Here is an 18,385-nt window from a genome sequence, read left to right on the forward strand (position 1 = left end):
CCAATAGGCTGACGCTATGGCGATCAGCACGGACCGACCCTGGCTCGCGAGCTACGCGGAGGGCGTGCCCACCGACATCGAGCCGCCCACCGGCTCGTTGTACGACCTGATCCGCGAGAGCGTCGAGCAGTATCCCGACCACGTCGCGCTCGAGTTCTTCGGCCGCACGACGACGTATGCCGAGCTCGGCGCCGAGATCGACCGCGTGGCCGAGGGGCTGCGGATCCTCGGCGTGCAGCCCGGCGACCCGGTCGCGATCGTGCTGCCGAACTGCCCGCAGCACATCGTCGCGTTCTACGCGGTGCTCCGGCTCGGCGCGATCGTCGTCGAGCACAACCCGCTCTACACGCCCCGCGAGCTCCGGCACCAGTTCGAGGACCACGGCGCCCGGGTCGTCATCGCCTGGGAAAAGGTGGTCGCGACGATCCAGGACTTCCCGGCGGATGTCTCGGTGCAGTCCATCGTCTCGGTCGACGTGACCCGGGCGATGCCGTTCGCGACGCGACTCGCGCTGAGGCTGCCCGTCGCGAAGGCGCGCGAGTCGCGCGCGGCGCTCACGACGAGTGTGCGTGGCACGACCGAGTGGCGGCAGCTCACCGGATCCGAACCCGTCGACGCGCACATCGCCCGCCCCGGGGCATCCGATGTGGCCCTGATCCAGTACACGAGCGGCACGACCGGTTCACCGAAGGGCGCCACCCTGACGCACGCGAACCTGCTCTCGAACGCCGCGCAGGCCCGCGCCTGGGTGCCGCAGGTGCCGCGCGGCAGCGCGGTCGTCTATGCCGTGCTGCCCATGTTCCATGCGTACGGGCTCACGCTGTGTCTCACGTTCGCCATGAGCATGGGCGGCCGGCTCGTGCTGTTCCCGAAGTTCGACCCCGAGCTCGTGCTCAAGGTCGTGAAGAAGCATCCGGCGACCTTTCTGCCGGCGGTGCCGCCCATCTACGACCGGCTCACGAAAGCCGCCGCGGCCGAGGGGGTGTCGCTCGAGGGCATCGAGATCGCGATCTCGGGTGCCATGCCGCTGTCGACCGCGGTCGTCGAGCCGTGGGAGCAGGCTACGGGCGGCGTGCTCGTCGAGGGCTACGGGCTCTCGGAGTGCTCACCCGTGCTGATGGCGAACCCGGTCGCGCCGAACCGCCGCATCGGCACGGTCGGGCTGCCGCTGCCGTCGACCGAGGCGCGCGTGGTCGACCCCGAGAACCCGACTGACGATGTCGCGCGCGGCGCCGAGGGCGAACTCGTCGTGCGCGGCCCGCAGGTGTTCTCGGGGTACTGGAAGAAGCCCGAGGAGACCGAGGCGGTGTTCGTCGCGGACCCGGGCGGGGGAGCGCCGTGGTTCCGCACGGGCGACATCGTGTCGATCGACGCCGACGGATTCGTGCGCATCGTCGACCGCATCAAGGAGCTCATCATCACGGGCGGCTTCAACGTCGCGCCGAGCGAGGTCGAGGAGGCCGTGCGGTCGCACCCCGACGTCGAGGACGTCGCGGTCGTGGGTCTGCCCGACGAGCACTCGGGCGAACAGGTCGTCGCGGTCGTCGTCCTCCGTGAGGGGGCGACGCTCGATGACGCCGGGATCCGCGCGCACGCGCGCGACCAGCTCACCGCGTACAAGGTGCCGAAGCGCGTCGTGCAGGTCGACGAGCTCCCGCGCTCCCTCATCGGCAAGGTGCTGCGCCGCGAGGTGCGCACCGGGCTGCTGAACGGGTGAACATGGGGTTCCTGTCGGCGGAGTCGGCCGCCGCGCTCGCGCGGCTCGTCGAGTTGCAGAGTGGGGCGGATGGCTCGCGTGAGCGCGTGCCGGATGGGCCAGCGGATGCCTCGTCGGCGCGGGCGGCGGATGCCTCGCCGCTCGACCGGCTCCGAGGCATCCGTGATCTCGTGACCGCGTTGGAGGCCGACCCGGCCGCACTCGACGCGGTGCGCGAGGCGGTCGACGCCGGCGTGGGCTGGGACGAGGTCGCCGACGCCGCCGGCCTCAGCGCCTCGGCCGCGAAGTACCGTTGGGCGGGCGACGACACGGCGATCGCCGAACGCCAGGAGGCGAGCCGCCGCCGCAAGCGCGACCGCCCGTCGAGCCGCCCCACCGATCTGCCGGGGCTCTCGGTCGCCGAGGCGGCGAAGCAGCTCGGCATCACGCCGCAGGCCGTCTACCAGCGTGTCACGCGCGGCCAGCTCGAGGCCCGCACCGTCGAACTTCCCGACGGCCGCTCCTACAAGCGCGTCTTCCCCGACGCGCCGTCGGCCGAGTAGCGACCGCCCCCGAGGTCGTTCCTGTCTCGTGGCCCGCCACGTCCGGTTGCATTCCTTGCTCAGGAAGCGGGCACGGGTCGTCGGCGTGTCGTGCCGCGGCGCGCCGCAGGGTGTCGCGTTTTTCCTGAGCAAGCGAGGGGCGTCGCACTGCGTTCGCCCTGCCAGCCCCGAAGGCCGCGAGCTCCGTCGCCGGGGCGGGCACCCTGCCGGGGCCGCGGTGTCGGCGCGGGGCATCCGCTCGGCGCGGCCGCTCTCACCGCTGTCCGTCGCCTGCCGTGATCATTCCTTGCTCAGGAAGCGGGCACGGGTCGTCGGCGTGTCGTGCCGCGGCACGCCGCAGGGTGTCGCGTTTTTCCTGAGCAAGCGAGGGGCGTCGCACTGCGTTCGCCCTGCCAGCCCCGAAGACCGCGAGCTCCGTCGCCGGGGCGGGCACCCTGCCGGGGCCGCGGTGTCGGCGCGGGGCATCCGCTCGGCGCGGCCGCTCTCACCGCTGTCCGCCGCCTGCCGTGCTCATTCCTTGCTCAGGAAGCGGGCACGGGTCGTCGGCGTGTCGTGCCCCGGCACGCCGCAGGGTGTCGCGTTTTTCCTGAGCAAGCACGGGGGAGTGGGCGCGGGCGGCGCGCGGCGCGGGCGGCGCGGGGGAGTGGGCGCGGGCGGCGCGCGGCGCGGACGGAGCGGGGGGAGTGGGCGCGGACGGAGCGGGGGAGTGGGCGCGGGCGGCGCGCGGCGCGGGCGGCGCGAGCTGGCCGCAGTTCGAGGAGTGGCGCGAACGAATCAGGCGTTGCGCTGGTCGGGCATCGGCAGGGGCTCGAGGGGGACGGCCGGGATCATGCCGAGGTTGGCGAGCAACCGGTCGTCGCCGGCGGACTGGACGGCGAAGCAGAGCCAGCCGGCGCCGCCGGGGCCGAACAGGTCGAACGTGACGCGCGAACCCGTCGCACTGGCGTCGTAGCGGGTGACGGTCAGGGCGCAGGCCCGGCTCGCCGCCGAGTGCGCGACGCTCGCGAGCGAGAGCACCAGCGGGAGCACGAGCGCGCACAGCGCGACGAGCACGACGATCCGGAGCATCCGTTGCGCGCGTGCGCCGCGGACCGGCCGGTCGTCGTGCTCGTCGGCGGCGTCGGTCATGCCGTCAGCCGTTCTCGTGAGACGCGCGCCTCAGTGCGACGAGGGCGTCGTCAGGATCTCGGAGCGGTCGCCCGACCAGAGCGTGTGGAAGACCCCGTCCTTGTCGACGCGCTGGTAGGTGTGCGCGCCGAAGAAGTCACGCTGGCCCTGGATGAGCGACGCCGGCAGGCGCTCGGCGCGCAGGCCGTCGTAGTACGCCAGCGACGACGAGAACGCCGGGGTCGGGATGCCCGCCTGCGCGGCGATGCCGACGACACGGCGCCAGCTCTCCTGCGTGCCGGCCACGGCCTCGCGGAAGTACGGCGCGACGACGAGGGCGACGAGGCCCGGGTCCTCGGCGTACGCGTCGGCGATGCGGTTGAGGAAGCGCGCGCGGATGATGCATCCGGCCCGCCAGATCTTGGCGACATCGCCCTTCTTGATGTCCCAGCCGAACTGCTCGGCGCCCGCGATGATCTCGTCGAACCCCTGGGAGTACGCGATGATCTTCGACGCGTAGAGCGCGCGGCGCACGTCTTCGACGAACGCGTCGACGTCGCCCTCCGCGACCTTCCACTCGCCCGACGGGCCCGGCAGGTCGCGCGCCGCGGCACGCTGGTCGCGCTTCGACGACAGGCTGCGGGCGAAGACCGCTTCGGCGATGCCCGACGTCGGTACGCCGAGCTCAAGCGCGTTCTGCACGGTCCAGGCGCCGGTGCCCTTCGCGCCCGCCGAGTCGAGGATGACGTCCACGAGCGGCTTGCCGGTCTCGGCGTCGACCTGGCGCAACACCTCTGCGGTGATCTCGATGAGGTAGCTCTCGAGCTCGCCGGTGTTCCACTCGGCGAAGATGTCGGCGATCTCGGCCGGCGACTTGCCCGTGCCCTGGCGGATGAGGTCGTACGCCTCCGCGATCAGCTGCATGTCGGCGTACTCGATGCCGTTGTGCACCATCTTCACGAAGTGGCCCGCGCCGTCGGTGCCGATGTGCGTCACGCACGGCTCGCCCTCGGCGACCGCCGCGATCGACGCGAGGATCGGGCCGAGGGTCTTGTACGACTCGACCGAGCCGCCGGGCATGATCGACGGGCCGTGCAGCGCGCCCTCTTCGCCGCCCGAGATGCCGGTGCCGACGAAGTGGATGCCGGTCGGGCTGATCTCGGCCTCGCGGCGGATCGTGTCGTGGAAGTTCGCGTTGCCGCCGTCGACGATGATGTCGCCGGGCTCGAAGCGCTGCACGAGCTCGGTGATCACGGCATCGGTGCCCTTGCCGGCCTGGACCATGATGATCGCGGTGCGCGGCTTCGCGAGCGATGCGACGAAGTCGTCGTAGCTCTCGCTCGCGACGAAGCCGGCCTCGGGGTGCTCGGAGACGAGGGTCTGCGTGCGCTGGGGGGAACGGTTGAACACGGCGACCGTGTTGCCCTCGCGGCTCGCGAGGTTGCGGGCGAGGTTCGAACCCATGACGGCGAGGCCGACGACCCCGATGTTCGCACTGGCGGTTTCAGGCACTGCGTCACTCCTTGAAGACAGGCGGATTGCCTCCCAGCGTACTGCCCGGGCGACGTCGGGTAGACTCGGTCACTGAACTTCGGCGAGGGATGTCTCGCGCGGGCGGTTCCGACCTCTCGTGCGTGATCTCCGTGATCGACGCGGTGGAAGGCTCACGGCACTTCCTCACGCTTTTGCGGCCTGGCGTTCGCGCATCGGCCGCGCGTTCGAGTTGAAGAGACATCGAAATCACGATTCGGGCCTGTGAGCCCTGAAGGAGGTCCATCATGGCCAACGAAGACAACACGATCGTCGCCGAACTCCGCGACTCGTTCGGCAAGGGCGCTGCGCGCAAGATCCGCGCGGCCCACAAGATCCCCGCGGTGCTCTACGGCCACGGCACGGAGCCGAAGCACCTGACGCTGCCCGGTCACGAGGTGAGCCTGCTCATCCGGAAGGCGAACGCGCTGCTCGACCTGCAGATCGAGGGGAAGAGCCAGCTCGCGCTCGTCAAGGACGTGCAGAAGGACCCGGTGCGCCAGATCATCGAGCACCTCGACCTCATCGTCGTGAAGCGCGGCGAGAAGGTCCAGGTCGAGGTGCCCGTGCACGTCGAGGGTGAGCCGGCCGCCGGCACCATCGCGGATCTCGACGCGCACACGCTGCTGCTCGAGGTCGAGGCCACGCACATCCCCGAGAACGTGGTCGTCTCGGTCGAGGGCCTCGAAGAGGGCACCCAGATCCACGCGTCGGGCGTCACGCTGCCGGCCGGTGCGGTGCTGCTGAGCGACGTCGAGATGCTGATCGTCAACGTGCACACGCCGCAGAAGGTCGACCTCGGCGAGGAGCCCGCCGAGGGCGAGGCCGAGGCCGAGGGCGAGACCGCCGAGGCCGAGGCCGAGTCCGCCGAATAGGCGCACTCCGCACTGCTCGCGAGGGCCCGCGGCTCCACCGACTACGCTCGGATGGGGTCCGGGCCCTCGCCCGTTCCCGCTCTCTTCGTCGGCCCGTGAGGCCCTCAGCGCATGCGAGGTACCAGCAACCGTGGGACTCTTCGACCTGATGCGCGCCCGCCGGAAGGATCCCGAGATGGCCGAGAACACCTGGCTCGTCGTCGGTCTCGGCAACCCCGGCGCGCAGTACGCCGGCAACCGGCACAACGTCGGCCAGATGGTGCTCGACGAGCTCGCCGGGCGCCTCGGCGCGACGTTCAAGTCGCATAAGACCCCGTCACGGGTCGCCGAGGCGTTCCTGCGCCCCGGTGGGCCGAAGCTGATACTCGCCAAGCCCAACAGCTACATGAACACCTCGGGCGGACCGGTGTCGGCGCTCGCGAAGTTCTACGACGTGCCGGTCGAGCGCACGATCGTCGTGCACGACGAGCTCGACATCCCGTTCGACACCGTGCGGCTGAAGCGCGGCGGCGGGCACGGCGGCCACAACGGCCTCCGCGACCTCGCCAAGGCGCTGAACTCGCCCGAGTTCACCCGCGTGCGGGTGGGCATCGGCCGGCCGCCCGGGCGGCAGGATGCCGCAGACTTCGTGCTGAAGGACTTCGCGGGCGCCGAGCGCCAGGCGCTGCCGAACCTGCTCTCGGACGCGGCCGACGCCGTCGAGGCGATCGTCGACACCGGTCTCGTCGCGGCGCAGCAGCGCTTCCACGCCCCCGCCTGAGCGCCCGGAACGCACGATGGAAGGACCCCGGATGATCATCGCCGCCGCAGACGGCTCAGCCCTCGGCAACCCCGGACCCGCCGGCTGGGCGTGGTACGTCGACGACGAGTGCTGGGCGGCCGGCGGCTGGCCGCACGGCACGAACAACCAGGGTGAGCTCACGGCCGTGCTCGAGCTGTTCCGGGCGACGGCGCATCTCGACGACGAGCTGCTCATCCAGTGCGACAGCCAGTATGTGATCAATGCGGTCACCAAATGGATGGCGGGTTGGAAGCGCAAAGGCTGGCGCAAGGCCGACGGTCAGCCGGTCATGAACCGCGAGATCCTCGAACAGCTCGACGAGGCCATCCGTGGGCGTCGCTACCGGTTCGAGTGGGTGCGCGGTCATGTCGGCCACGAGCTCAACGAGGCGGCCGATCTGCGGGCGCGTGCGGTGGCGACCGCGTTCCAGCGGAAGACCGAGGTCCCGAGCGGGCCAGGCTGGACGCGGGCGTGCGAGCAGACGGATCCTCCGGCCGGCGGTCACGGCGGTCACGGCATCACGGTGCCGGATGCCCCCGGGGCACCGGTTCCGGCCGAGTCGGCGGTGCGCGTGGAGGCATCCGTCGACGTCGACGCAGGCGCCGCCGGATTCGCGCCCGACGACGAAGACGACGCCCTGTTCTCGTTTCAGGACCCGGTCGCGGAGTGGCGCACCCTGAGCCTGGAGTTGACCACGGAGGAGCACACCCGCCTCGTCGAGCGCGCCCGCGCCGCGGGCCTCACGCCCGAAGAGATGCTCCGCTCCCTCATCTGATTCCGATCGGCCATCTGGTGACGCCGCCCTGCGGTGGACGGGGCGAGGGCGTCGGCGGGGGGACGTAGACTTTCCCGGTGAGTCTGCAGGGCCTGAACACCGCGCTGTCGCGCGCCTCCACGATGGAACGCGCCCTCGGTGAGGCGCAGCGGAACGCCGACTTCTCCGCACCGAGCGGACTCGATCCGGCACTCATGGCCGGCCTGCTCGAACGCCGTGCCGGCGAGGGCCTCGCGCCGGCGATGCTCGTGATCACGCCCACGAGTCGCGAGGGCGAGGCGCTGCGCGCGTCGCTCGGTCCCTACCTGCCCGAGGCCGAGATCCTCGAGTTCCCCGCGTGGGAGACGCTGCCGCACGAGCGGCTGAGCCCGTCGGCCGAGACCGTCGGGCGGCGCCTGCATGCCCTGCGACGGTTGCGCGAGTGGAGCGAGCAGGGCGCGCCGCACCCGCTCGTGCTCGTCGCCTCGGTGCGTGCCGCGCTCCAACCGCTCGCCGACAACCTCGGCGGGCTCGTGCCGATCGAGCTCACCCCGGGCGCGCGCGGCCACGACCTCGCGCGCATCTCGGAGCACCTCGTCGACCTCGCCTATGCGCGCGTCGACATGGTCTCGCGGCGGGGTGAGTTCGCGGTGCGCGGCGGCATCCTCGACGTGTTCCCGCCGACCGCGGAGCATCCGGTGCGCGTGGAGTTCTTCGGCGACGAGGTCGAAGAGCTGCGTGCCTTCTCGGTGGCCGACCAGCGGTCCCTGCCCGAGTCCATCGAGCGGGTGCGGCTCGCGCCGAGTCGTGAACTGCTGCTCACCCCGCCGGTCAGGCAGCGGGCGCGCGAGATGCGCGACGAGTTCCCGAGCCTGGCCGGCATGCTCGAGAAGATCGCCGAGGGCATCCCCGTCGAGGGCATGGAGTCGCTCGCCCCGGCCCTGCTCGACAGGCTCGTGCCGCTCACCCACTACCTGCCGCCCGAGGCCGCGGTCGCGGTCGTCGAACCCGAACGCGTGGCGAGCCGGGCCGCGAGTCTCGGCGAGACGAACCGCGAGTTCCTCTCCGCCGCATGGAGCGCGGCGACGGTGGGGGCCGACGCGCCGATCGACCTCGCGGCCGGCGACTTCCTGACGGTGCAAGAGCTGCGTGACGCGGCGTTGTTCAGCGCACCCGGTTCGGCCGACCCGCGCCGGGTCTGGTGGACCCTGTCGGCGTTCGACGCCGGCGAGGCTGCGGAAGACGCGTCGTCCGACGGCACGTACGTCCGCGTCGCCGCGAGCGCGATGCCGAGCTTCCAGGGCAACGTCGACGGCGCGGTGCAGCACGTGGGCGACCGGCTCCGCGACGGCTGGAGCCTCGTCGTCGCCGCGGCCGGCCACGGCCTCGTCGAGCGGGCACGCGACGTGCTCGCCGACCACGGGCTTGCGGCCCGCCTCGTCGACGAGGTGCCGGCCGACCTCGAGCCCGGCGTCGCCTACCTGGTGCAGGCCGACGCGGCGCGCGGGTTCGAGCTGCCCGAGGCGAAGCTCGGCCTCATCGCCGAAGCCGAGTTCTACGGGCGCAGTGCCGGGTACGACGCGCGCCAGGGCAAGAAGCTCGCGAGCCGTCGGCGGAACGTCGTCGACCCGTTGCAGCTCAAGGCGGGCGATCACGTCGTGCACCAGACGCACGGCATCGGCCGGTTCGTCGAGATGGTGCAGCGCGAGGTGGCCACCGGCACCAGGCCCAAGGGGCCGAGTCGCACCGCGGGCGTGTCGCAGCAGCCGACCGCCATGCGCGAGTACCTGGTCATCGAGTACGCACCGTCCAAACGCGGGCAGTCGGGCGACCGTCTGTTCGTGCCCATGGACCAGCTCGATCTGCTGAGCCGGTACGTCGGCGGCGAGGCGCCGACGCTGTCGAAGATGGGCGGCAGCGACTGGGCGCAGGCGAAGGGCCGAGCCCGGAAGGCCGTGCGCGACATCGCGGTCGAGCTCGTCAAGCTGTACTCGGCGCGCATGGCCGCGAAGGGGCACGCGTTCGGGCCAGACTCACCGTGGCAGCACGAGCTCGAGGAGGCCTTCCCGTTCGCCGAGACGCCCGACCAGCTGCAGACCATCGACGAGGTCAAGGCCGACATGGAACGGCCGATCCCGATGGACCGGCTGCTCGCGGGCGACGTCGGATTCGGCAAGACCGAGGTCGCCGTGCGTGCCGCGTTCAAGGCGATCCAAGACGGCAAGCAGGTCGCCATGCTGGTGCCGACGACGCTGCTCGTGCAGCAGCACTTCGAGACCTTCTCCGAGCGGTACGCCGGGTTCCCGGTGCACGTGCGGGCGCTCAGCCGCTTCCAGACCGACAGAGAGGCGCGCGAGACGGTCGCGGGCCTCGCCGACGGCACTGTCGACATGGTCATCGGCACGCACCGCATCCTCACCGAGCAGATCGCGTTCAAAGACCTCGGGCTCATGATCATCGACGAGGAGCAGCGGTTCGGCGTCGAGCACAAGGACAAGCTGAAGAAGCTCAAGACCAACGTCGACATCCTCGCGATGAGCGCGACCCCGATCCCGCGCACACTCGAGATGGCCGTGACCGGCATCCGCGAGATGTCGACGCTCGCGACCCCGCCGGAGGACCGGCACCCGATCCTCACCTATGTCGGCCCGTACACCGAGCAACAGGTGGCCGCGGCGATCCGGCGCGAGATGCTGCGCGAGGGGCAGGTGTTCTTCGTGCACAACCGCGTGTCGTCGATCAACCGCGTGGCCGCGCAGCTTGCCGAGCTCGTGCCCGAGGCGCGCGTCGCCGTCGCGCACGGTCAGCTCAACGAGCACGTGCTCGAGCAGATCGTGAACGACTTCTGGGAGCGGAAGTTCGACGTGCTCGTCTCGACGACGATCATCGAGACCGGGCTGGACATCTCCAACGCGAACACGATCATCATCGACCGGGCCGACAAGTACGGCCTCAGCCAGCTGCACCAGCTGCGCGGGCGCGTCGGCCGAGGCCGCGAGCGGGCCTACGCGTACTTCCTGTACGACCCGGCGAAGCCGCTCTCCGAGACCGCGCACGACCGGCTCTCGACCATCGCGGCGAACAACGAGCTCGGCGGCGGCATGCAGATCGCATTGAAAGACCTCGAGATCCGCGGCGCGGGCAACCTGCTCGGCGCCGAGCAGGCCGGGCACATCGCGGGCGTCGGGTTCGACCTCTACCTGCGCATGATCGGCGAGGCCGTGTCGGCGTTCCGGGGCGACGTCGCCGAAGGGCAGACCGAACTGCGGCTCGAGCTGCCGGTCGACGCGCACATCCCCGACGACTACGTCGACAGCGAGCGGCTGCGGCTCGAGGCGTATCAGAAGCTCTCGGCCGCGAGCGGACCGGCCGCGAGAGACGGTCAGATCGACGCGGTCGTCGAGGAGCTCGCCGACCGGTACGGCGCGCCGCCCGAGCAGGTGCAGCACCTCGTGGCGATCTCGCGGCTCCGCCGCCAGGCGCAGCTCGCGGGCCTCTCCGACGTCATCGCGACCGGCTCCAAGCTGCGCATCGCCCCCGCGAAGATCCCCGACTCCCGCCGCGTGCGGCTCGAGCGGTTGTACCCGGGCGCGAAGCACTTCGCGCAGAACGATGTGATCCTCGTGCCGTTCCCGATGCCCGGCGGCGAGATGCCCGGCGACGGCGAGCTCATCGAGTGGGTGTCGAAGCTCATCACCGCGATCTTCCCGGTGGAGCCGAAGCAGCCCGATCAGCCTGCAGCCGAGCAGGCGGACGCCACCGCCTGATCTGCCTCGGCGCGGTACCGACCCAGCGGGTGCCACCGCGCGTCAGGGCTTCAGATGGCCCCACTCGGCGAGGAACTGCTCGGTGGTCATGCGGTCGAGATCGGTCGCGATGGTCTGCAGCAGGTGGTCGGCCTCGTCGAGCTGGCCCGCCTTGGTGCGGATGACGGATGCCCCGGTGTCGCGCCGCACGACGACGAGGTCGGCCATCGACGGGCCGCCGAACCCGCTGGCCACGCCCACGGTGTACAGCACACGGTGCCAGACCAGGCCGAGCCCGGTGTGCCGCGGCTCGCGGAGCTCGGCCCGCAGATGGTTCGACGCCGGGTCGTCGACGGGTTCGTCGATCGGCTCGTCGAGGTGATCGGTCATCGCGAGAAAGCTCCTCCCATGCCGGCGTGCTCGCCGAGGCGTCGATAGTGTCGCGACCTGGCGCTCACGGCGATCGCGGAGACCACGATCGCGATGCCCGAGCCGAGCAGCACGGCCAAGGTGCCTTGATTGGCGACCTCGGGCAGGCCCGCGAACGCGAGCTCGTTCATGAGCAGCGACACCGTGAACCCGACGCCGCCGAGCGCGCCGACCACGACGAGATCAGCGAGTGCGAGGGGACGGGCGGGCGCGACGCGGGTCCCGGAGCCGCCGAATCGTGCGGTGGTCACCGGCCGGCCCGTCTGGATCCGGGCGATGAGCACGCCGATCAGCCCCGCGAGCGTGATCCCGACGATCTTGCCGACCGGCAGCCCGATCAGGATGCCCCAGAAGGCCGGGTCGAGTTCGCTCGGCCGGACCTGCGGCACCGGGACCATCGCGGCCGAGAGCGCGAACAGCGGCAGCACGACACCGTTCGACCACGGCTCGAGGGTGTGCGCCGCACGCCCGCCGGGGCGCCTCGACATGACGAACCCGAGTGCGACGCCCGCGATCGTGGCGTGCACGCCGGACTGGAGCACGAAGTACCACGCGAGGATGCCGAGCACCCAGAGCGCGGCGACGATCGGCCACTGCCGCCGGCGGGCGAGCACATACGGCGATCGCGGCTTCAACAGGCGGCTGACGGCCCCGAACAGGGCGATCGCGATGGCCGCGTACCCGATGGCCGCGAGGTTCGCGTCGCTCGTGAAGAAGAATGCGATGATGAGGATCGCGATGAGGTCGTCGAGCACGGCGAGGGCGAGCAGGAAGATCCGCACCCTCGTCGGAATGAACGTGCCGAACATGGCGAGCACGCCGAGGGCGAACGCGATGTCGGTCGCGGTCGGGATCGGCCAGCCGTCGACGGTCGCCGTGCCCGCGGTGAAGACGATGAAGATCAGCGCGGGCACAACGACGCCGCCGAGGGCGGCGATCGCGGGAAGCAGTGCCTTCGACAGCGAGTTGAGCTCACCGATCACGAGCTCGCGTTTGAGCTCGACGGCGACGATGAAGAAGAAGATCGCGAGCAGCCCGTCGCTGATCCAGTGTCCGACGGAGAGGTCGATCCCGAGCCACGGCACGTCGAGATGGGCCTGCTTGGCGTCGATGAGTGCCGAGCCGAACGGCAGGTTGGCGAACAGCAGCCCGATGGCGGCTGCGGCGAGCAGCAGCGTCGCGGCGACGCGCTCGGAGCGGAGGAGGTGCATGCAAACTTCCCAGTGGGTACCCGCGGCGGACCGCACGATGACGATGACGACGCTCACGCGTCGGCCGACCAGACTTCCCGGCACTCCGCGGTCAGTCTATCGAGCCCGCGACGTAGGCTTTCACGCATGACCGATCGCGCGACGGATGCCCCGGCCGAGCCCGTTCCCGGCGCGGGACGGCCCGCGCCCGGCGAGGGGTTGAACGAGCTCGTCGCCATGGTCGCGCGGCTGCGCGCGCCGGGCGGATGCCCCTGGGACGCCGAGCAGACCCACGAATCCCTCGTGCGCTACCTCGTCGAGGAGTGCTGGGAGCTCATCGACGCCATCGAGTCGGGTGACCGGTCGGAGATGATCGAGGAGCTCGGCGACGTGCTGTACCAGGTGTTCTTCCACGCCGACATCGCCGCGCACACCCCCGGTGAGGACTTCGACGTCGACGACGTCGCGCGGCACATGACGGCCAAGATGGTGTCGAGGCATCCGCACGTCTTCGGCGATCGCGAGGCCGCGACCGCGGCCGACGTCGTCGCGTTCTGGGAAGACCTCAAGGCCACCGAGAAGCCGCATCGCACGAGCGTGCTCGACGGCGTGCCGCAGGGCATGCCGGCGCTCGCGCTCGCCGAGAAGGTGCTCGACAAGGCCGAGAAGGTCGGCGTCGCGCCTGAGACATCCGGCCTTGCGGCGACGGATGCCGCGACCGAGGCCGAGCTCGGCGACCAGCTGCTCGCGATCGTGGTGACCGCGCGCGAGCGCGGCCTCGACGCCGAGCGCGCGCTGCGCGGTGCCCTGCGCGGGTTCCAGGATCGTGTGCGCGAGGCCGAGTCGCTCCCGCCGGTCGAGTAGCCCGGCTACGCCACCCGGCTTCCCTTCGGCAGCGTGCGCGCCGGCGTCGCCGTGCGTCGCCACGCCCAGGCCAGCGCACTCGCGCCGAGGAGCACGTGGATCGTGAGGCCCACGAACCACGACGGCACCGACCGGTCGTAGACCTCCTGCGGGGATTCGGAGTCGTACGAGGAGCCGTCGGGCGACCAGTCCGCGCAGTAATCGTTCACGACGTCGGTGGGCGGCGCGTGCTGGGCGGTGCGCACGCCCGTCGAGATCCAGCCGAAGAGGTCCCGCGGGTTCCCGTTCGCGTCGAACGAACCGGGCGCCGCATCGGCCACCACGACATAGGGGTTCGCGGCGAGAAATCCCCACACGAGGTCGAACCGCGGCACCCTGTTCTCGAAGGTCCGCGGCGGCGCGCACGCGACCTGCTCGCCGGGGCCGACGCCCTCGTCGTCGATGACCTCCCAATCGACGTCGATCACGGTCGTGCGCGTCGTGGTCTGGATCGCGGCACCGCCGAGCCCGAACCCGATGAGCGTGCCGATCGACAGCGCCGCGACCGCGAGGTAGGCGACCGCGACCGAGAACAGCGGCCGCACCAGCACGCCCGAGAGTCCGACGCCGATCGCCGCGACGACGCCGAGCTCGACCGCGGTGACGAGCGTGGAGACCAAAATCGTCGTCAACGGCACCTGGCCGAGCGCGACCGCGAACGCGAGGAACGGCAGCGCTGCGGCGAGGAACGCGAGCGCCGTGATCCACGCGGCGAGCCACTTGCCGACCACGAGCTGGCCCGTCGTGATGAGCGTGACCTGCGTCGTCGCGAGCGTGCCCTGGTCGCGGTCGCCGTTGATCGCGTTGCCGCTCAGGGCGGGGGAGACCAGCGTGCCGAGCAGCAGCACGAAGAACACGATCGTGGAGAACACACCGCCGCCGCCGTCGTCCCACGCATTGGTCGCGAGCGTGAGCAGCACGGTGACCGCGGCGACGAGCACGACGAAAACGCCGAGGAGCACGTACCACGCGACGCCGCGGACGCGTTGACGGAGCTCGAGCGTGACGATCAGCCACATGCCGGGGAGGAAGCCGTTCATCGGTCGCCCTCCCCGCGGTTCAGGTCGAGGAAGACGTGCTCGAGATCGCCGACCGCCGGGGCGTACGCGGTGATCGGGACGCCGCGCCCGGTGAGGTGCGCGAGCAGCTGGGCCGCGTCCCTCTCGGACGAGAGCGGCACGACCAGGTCGTCGCGGTCGGCCCGGACGAGGGAGCCGAAGCCCGCCGCCTCGAGGGCGGCGTGCAGCGCGGCCGGGTCGAGCGACCTGATCCGCCAGGTCCGCACGGACCGGCCGGCGCGTGCGACCGCGTCGGCGCCGGCGGTCACGCCCGCGGAGAGGTACACGGCCGTGTCGGCCATCTCATCGAGCTCGGCGAGGACATGACTGGACACCAGGATGGTCCGCCCCTCCGCGGCGAGCCGGCGGACGAGGTCGCGCAGTGCGACGCGCGCCGCCGGATCGAGGCCGGACGCCGGCTCGTCGAGCAGCAGCACGCGCGGGTCGTGTACGAGCGCGCGGGCGAGGCTCAGCCGCTGCTTCTGCCCGCGTGAGAGCACGCGGGTCGGGCGGTCGGCGAGCGGTGCGAGATCGACCAGGTCGATCAGCTCGGTCGCCCGAGCGGATGCCTCGGCCGAGCTCAGCCCGTACATGCGGCCACTCGTGACGAGCGCCGCCCGGACGGTGAGCGTCGGCCAGCTGCCGAGCACGTCGGGCATCCAGCCGATCAGCGCTCGTGCGGCGCGCGGTTCGGCGACCGGGTCGAGGCCGCCGACGCGGATGGACCCGGTATCGGGTGCGAGCAGGGTCGCGAGCATGAGAAGCAGCGTCGTCTTGCCCGAGCCGTTCGGGCCGATGAGCCCGGCGACCTGACCGGGTTCGACCGTGAAGCTCGCGTTCCGCACCGCGTGCACGTCGCCGAACGATCTGCCGACCGCCTCGACCGTGATGCCGTCCACGTCGTCCCTCTCGTTCGCGCGTCGTCGCTCGGCGGCTCAGGTGTGAGGTCCGCGTCCGGGCGAGTCTACGGTCCGTTTCCGTCGTGGCGGGTGAGCGACGGGCGAACTCCGCGCGTCCTGGAAGAATGGACCGCATGGCCGTCTCCGTCACCCCGCCGCGCGGCATGCGCGACTTCCTGCCCGCCGAGAAAGCCCGCCGCGAGCATGCCCTCGGCGTGATCCGCCGGGTGTACTCGGGGCACGGGTTCGATGAGATCGAGACCCCGGTGATGGAGGACGCCTCGCGACTGCACGCCGGACTCGGCGGCGACAATGAGAAGCTCGCGTTCGCCGTCATGAAGCGCGGCCTGTCCGAGGCCGACCTGGCCGCGGCGGCGGCGACCGGCGATGCGCTCTCGCTCGCCGACCTCGGTCTGCGCTACGACCTCACGGTGCCGCTCGCGCGGTTCTACGCGACGCACCAGGCGGCACTGCCGCCCGTGTTCCGGGCGATCCAGATCGCGCCGGTCTGGCGGGCCGAGCGCCCCCAGAAGGGCCGCTACCGCCAGTTCGTGCAGTGCGACATCGACATCATCGGGGAGGCCGGTCCGCTCGCCGAGCTCGAGCTGCTCACCGCGACCTCGGCCGCGCTCGGCGAGCTGGGGCTCGGCGGGTGCACGATCCGCATCAACGACCGGCGGATCCTCGCGGGGATCCTCGCCTCGTGGGGCGTGAGCGAGGCCCAGCGGGAGCGCGCGCTCATCACGATCGACAAGCTCGACAAGATCGGCGCGTCCGGGGTCGCGACCGAGCTGCGCGAGCTCGGCATCACGACCGTCGACGTCGCCGACGAGCTGCAGGCGCTCGCCGGAGCATCCTGGGACCTGCTCGACGCCGGCGACCCGCCCGCGTGGCTCGACACCGACGCGTTTCGCGACCTGCTCGCGCTGCGCGAGGCGCTGCCCGGCGCGGCGATCGAGTTCGACCCGACGCTCGTGCGCGGCATGGGCTACTACACGGGCACGATCTTCGAGATCGCGCACCCCGACTTCGGCTACTCGCTGGGCGGTGGCGGCCGGTACGACCACATGATCGGGCGCTTCCTCGGGCGCGAGGTGCCCGCGTGCGGGTTCTCGATCGGCTTCGAGCGCATCGTCGACCTGCTCGACCGCGGCGACGAGGAGCGTCCGCGCGCGGTCGTGCTCGTGCACGACGCCGAGGTGCCCGCCGGGCGGCTGCTCGAGCTCAAGCGCGAGCTCGTGGCATCCGGTACCCGCGTGCGCCTCGAGCGCCGCGTGAAGAACGTGCGCGCCCTGCTCGACCGCGTGGCCGCCGACGGCTTCGACGCGTTCGCGACCGTCGACGCCTCGACGACCGACGCCGCCGCGCTCACCTTCAAGCCCCTCAGCGCGTGACCGGCGCGCGTCGCTGAACGCGCGCTCGGTGAGAAGCGTGCCATGTGGGCCGCCGAACGAAGGCGAACGGTGGCGGATGCCTCGTGGTCATGTCGCGGGCGGACGGCACCCATAGACTGGCAGGCGGATCACAACGGCGTCATCCAGCCCGTCCCATCACAGAGGAGATCACTGTGGCATTCATCGAAGCTGTAGGCGCGCGCGAGATCCTGGACTCTCGCGGCAACCCGACCGTCGAGGTCGAGGTCCTGCTCGACGACGGTTCGCTCTCGCGGGCCGCGGTGCCCTCGGGCGCGTCGACGGGCGCCTTCGAGGCCTACGAGCTGCGAGACGGCGACGCCGACCGCTATCTCGGCAAGGGCGTGCAGAAGGCCGTCGACGCGGTCATCGACGAGCTCGGCCCGGCCATCGAAGACCTCGACGCCTCTGACCAGCGCCTCATCGACGCCACCCTCATCGAGGCCGACGGCACGGACAACAAGCAGCGTCTCGGCGCGAACGCCATCCTCGGCGTGAGCCTCGCGGTCGCGAAGGCCGCCGCCGAGTCGGCCGACCTGCCGCTGTTCCGCTACCTCGGCGGCCCCAACGCACACGTGCTCCCCGTGCCCATGATGAACATCATCAACGGCGGCGCGCACGCCGACACCGGCGTCGACATCCAGGAGTTCATGGTGCTGCCGATCGGCGCACCGACCTACTCGGAGGGCCTCCGCTGGGGCGTCGAGACCTACCACGCGCTGAAGAGCCTGCTGAAGTCGAAGGGGCTGTCGACCGGCCTCGGCGACGAGGGCGGCTTCGCCCCCGACTTCGAGCACAACCGGGCCGCACTCGACTTCATCTCCGAGGCGATCGGCAAGGCCGGCTTCACGCTCGGCACCGACATCGCGCTCGGCCTCGACGTCGCCGCGACCGAGTTCTTCGAGAACGGCGTCTACCGGTTCGAGGGCAAGGATCGCACCGCGGCCGAGATGAACGCGTACTACGCCGAGCTCGCCGACGCGTACCCCCTCATCTCGATCGAGGACCCGCTGGCCGAGGACGATTGGGAGGGCTGGGCCGAGCTCACCGCCAAGCTCGGCGGCACGCTGCAGCTCGTCGGCGACGACCTGTTCGTCACGAACCCGAAGCGCCTTGCCGATGGCATCGCCAAGCACGCGGGCAACTCGATCCTCGTGAAGGTCAACCAGATCGGCACGCTCACCGAGACCCTCGACGCCGTCCAGCTCGCGCAGCGCGCCGGATACACGGCGGTGCTCTCGCACCGGTCGGGCGAGACCGAGGACACCACGATCGCCGACCTCGCCGTCGCGACCGACTGCGGTCAGATCAAGACGGGCGCGCCCGCCCGGAGCGAGCGAGTCGCCAAGTACAATCAGCTTCTGAGGATCGAAGAAGAGCTCGGCGACGCCGCGGTGTACGCGGGCCGTTCGGCCTTCCCGCGCTTCACGGCGTAACCGCCG

The 18,385-nt window shown here is 71.3% G+C and carries 15 protein-coding genes; 9 read left to right on the plus strand and 6 right to left on the minus strand.

Annotated features, from left to right (window positions below):
• Positions 1-16 precede the first annotated feature (16 nt).
• Both QU602_RS05330 and QU602_RS05335 read left to right on the plus strand, forming a co-directional pair.
• Complete coding sequence (locus QU602_RS05330) at positions 17-1,717, plus strand: long-chain-fatty-acid--CoA ligase (RefSeq protein WP_308799188.1); 1,701 nt, start codon at positions 17-19, stop codon at positions 1,715-1,717.
• Between the two features lie 2 nt (positions 1,718-1,719).
• On the plus strand, positions 1,720-2,259 hold the full coding sequence (locus QU602_RS05335; protein WP_308799189.1) for a hypothetical protein: 540 nt from the start codon (positions 1,720-1,722) through the stop codon (positions 2,257-2,259).
• 774 nt (positions 2,260-3,033) lie between these two features.
• Here QU602_RS05335 and QU602_RS05340 read toward each other — a convergent pair.
• The gene (locus QU602_RS05340; RefSeq protein WP_308799190.1) at positions 3,034-3,387 is read right to left on the minus strand and encodes a hypothetical protein; all 354 of its coding nucleotides are present in this window, start codon (positions 3,385-3,387) and stop codon (positions 3,034-3,036) included.
• Between the two features lie 30 nt (positions 3,388-3,417).
• Entirely contained in the window at positions 3,418-4,830 is a 1,413-nt protein-coding gene (gene gndA / locus QU602_RS05345; RefSeq protein WP_373692914.1) for an NADP-dependent phosphogluconate dehydrogenase, read from the minus strand.
• Between the two features lie 314 nt (positions 4,831-5,144).
• Between gndA and QU602_RS05350 the strand changes: the two genes are divergently transcribed.
• The 4 genes from QU602_RS05350 to mfd all read left to right on the plus strand — a co-directional run bounded on the left by QU602_RS05350 (position 5,145) and on the right by mfd (position 11,073).
• Positions 5,145-5,771: a 50S ribosomal protein L25/general stress protein Ctc gene (locus QU602_RS05350; protein ID WP_308799192.1), complete on the plus strand. Its 627-nt coding sequence runs from the start codon at positions 5,145-5,147 to the stop codon at positions 5,769-5,771.
• A gap of 175 nt (positions 5,772-5,946) precedes the next feature.
• Positions 5,947-6,531, plus strand: a complete 585-nt coding sequence (pth, locus tag QU602_RS05355; RefSeq protein ID WP_308799193.1) for an aminoacyl-tRNA hydrolase — start codon at positions 5,947-5,949, stop codon at positions 6,529-6,531.
• A gap of 31 nt (positions 6,532-6,562) precedes the next feature.
• Entirely contained in the window at positions 6,563-7,327 is a 765-nt protein-coding gene (locus QU602_RS05360; RefSeq protein ID WP_308799194.1) for an RNase H family protein, read from the plus strand.
• A gap of 122 nt (positions 7,328-7,449) precedes the next feature.
• Entirely contained in the window at positions 7,450-11,073 is a 3,624-nt protein-coding gene (mfd, locus tag QU602_RS05365; protein ID WP_457851474.1) for a transcription-repair coupling factor, read from the plus strand.
• Between the two features lie 42 nt (positions 11,074-11,115).
• Here the strand turns inward: mfd and QU602_RS05370 are convergent, their stop codons facing one another.
• Positions 11,116-11,442, minus strand: a complete 327-nt coding sequence (locus tag QU602_RS05370; RefSeq protein ID WP_308799197.1) for a hypothetical protein — start codon at positions 11,440-11,442, stop codon at positions 11,116-11,118.
• A complete protein-coding gene (locus QU602_RS05375; protein ID WP_308799198.1) occupies positions 11,439-12,692 on the minus strand; it encodes a Na+/H+ antiporter NhaA in 1,254 nt (417 codons plus the stop codon). The genes QU602_RS05370 and QU602_RS05375 overlap by 4 nt, the downstream gene beginning before the upstream one ends.
• Positions 12,693-12,818: 126 nt before the next feature.
• On the opposite strand from QU602_RS05375, the gene QU602_RS05380 reads away from it, so the two are divergent.
• Positions 12,819-13,535 carry a MazG family protein gene (locus QU602_RS05380; protein ID WP_308799199.1) on the plus strand — a complete coding sequence of 239 codons (717 nt, stop codon included), beginning with the start codon at positions 12,819-12,821 and terminating at the stop codon, positions 13,533-13,535.
• 5 nt (positions 13,536-13,540) lie between these two features.
• Here the strand turns inward: QU602_RS05380 and QU602_RS05385 are convergent, their stop codons facing one another.
• Complete coding sequence (locus tag QU602_RS05385) at positions 13,541-14,614, minus strand: ABC transporter permease (RefSeq protein WP_308799200.1); 1,074 nt, start codon at positions 14,612-14,614, stop codon at positions 13,541-13,543.
• Positions 14,611-15,531, minus strand: a complete 921-nt coding sequence (locus QU602_RS05390) for an ABC transporter ATP-binding protein (RefSeq protein WP_308799201.1) — start codon at positions 15,529-15,531, stop codon at positions 14,611-14,613. The genes QU602_RS05385 and QU602_RS05390 overlap by 4 nt, the downstream gene beginning before the upstream one ends.
• A 134-nt stretch (positions 15,532-15,665) precedes the next feature.
• Here QU602_RS05390 and hisS point away from each other — a divergent pair, with 134 nt between their 5' ends.
• Positions 15,666-16,925, plus strand: a complete 1,260-nt coding sequence (hisS, locus tag QU602_RS05395) for a histidine--tRNA ligase (RefSeq protein WP_308799202.1) — start codon at positions 15,666-15,668, stop codon at positions 16,923-16,925.
• A 173-nt stretch (positions 16,926-17,098) separates the two neighbouring features.
• Positions 17,099-18,379, plus strand: coding sequence for a phosphopyruvate hydratase (gene eno / locus QU602_RS05400; RefSeq protein ID WP_308799203.1), 1,281 nt, complete (start codon positions 17,099-17,101; stop codon positions 18,377-18,379).
• Positions 18,380-18,385 lie beyond the last annotated feature (6 nt).

Source organism: Agromyces protaetiae (assembly GCF_030866785.1).
Taxonomy (GTDB): Bacteria; Actinomycetota; Actinomycetes; order Actinomycetales; family Microbacteriaceae; genus Agromyces; species Agromyces silvae.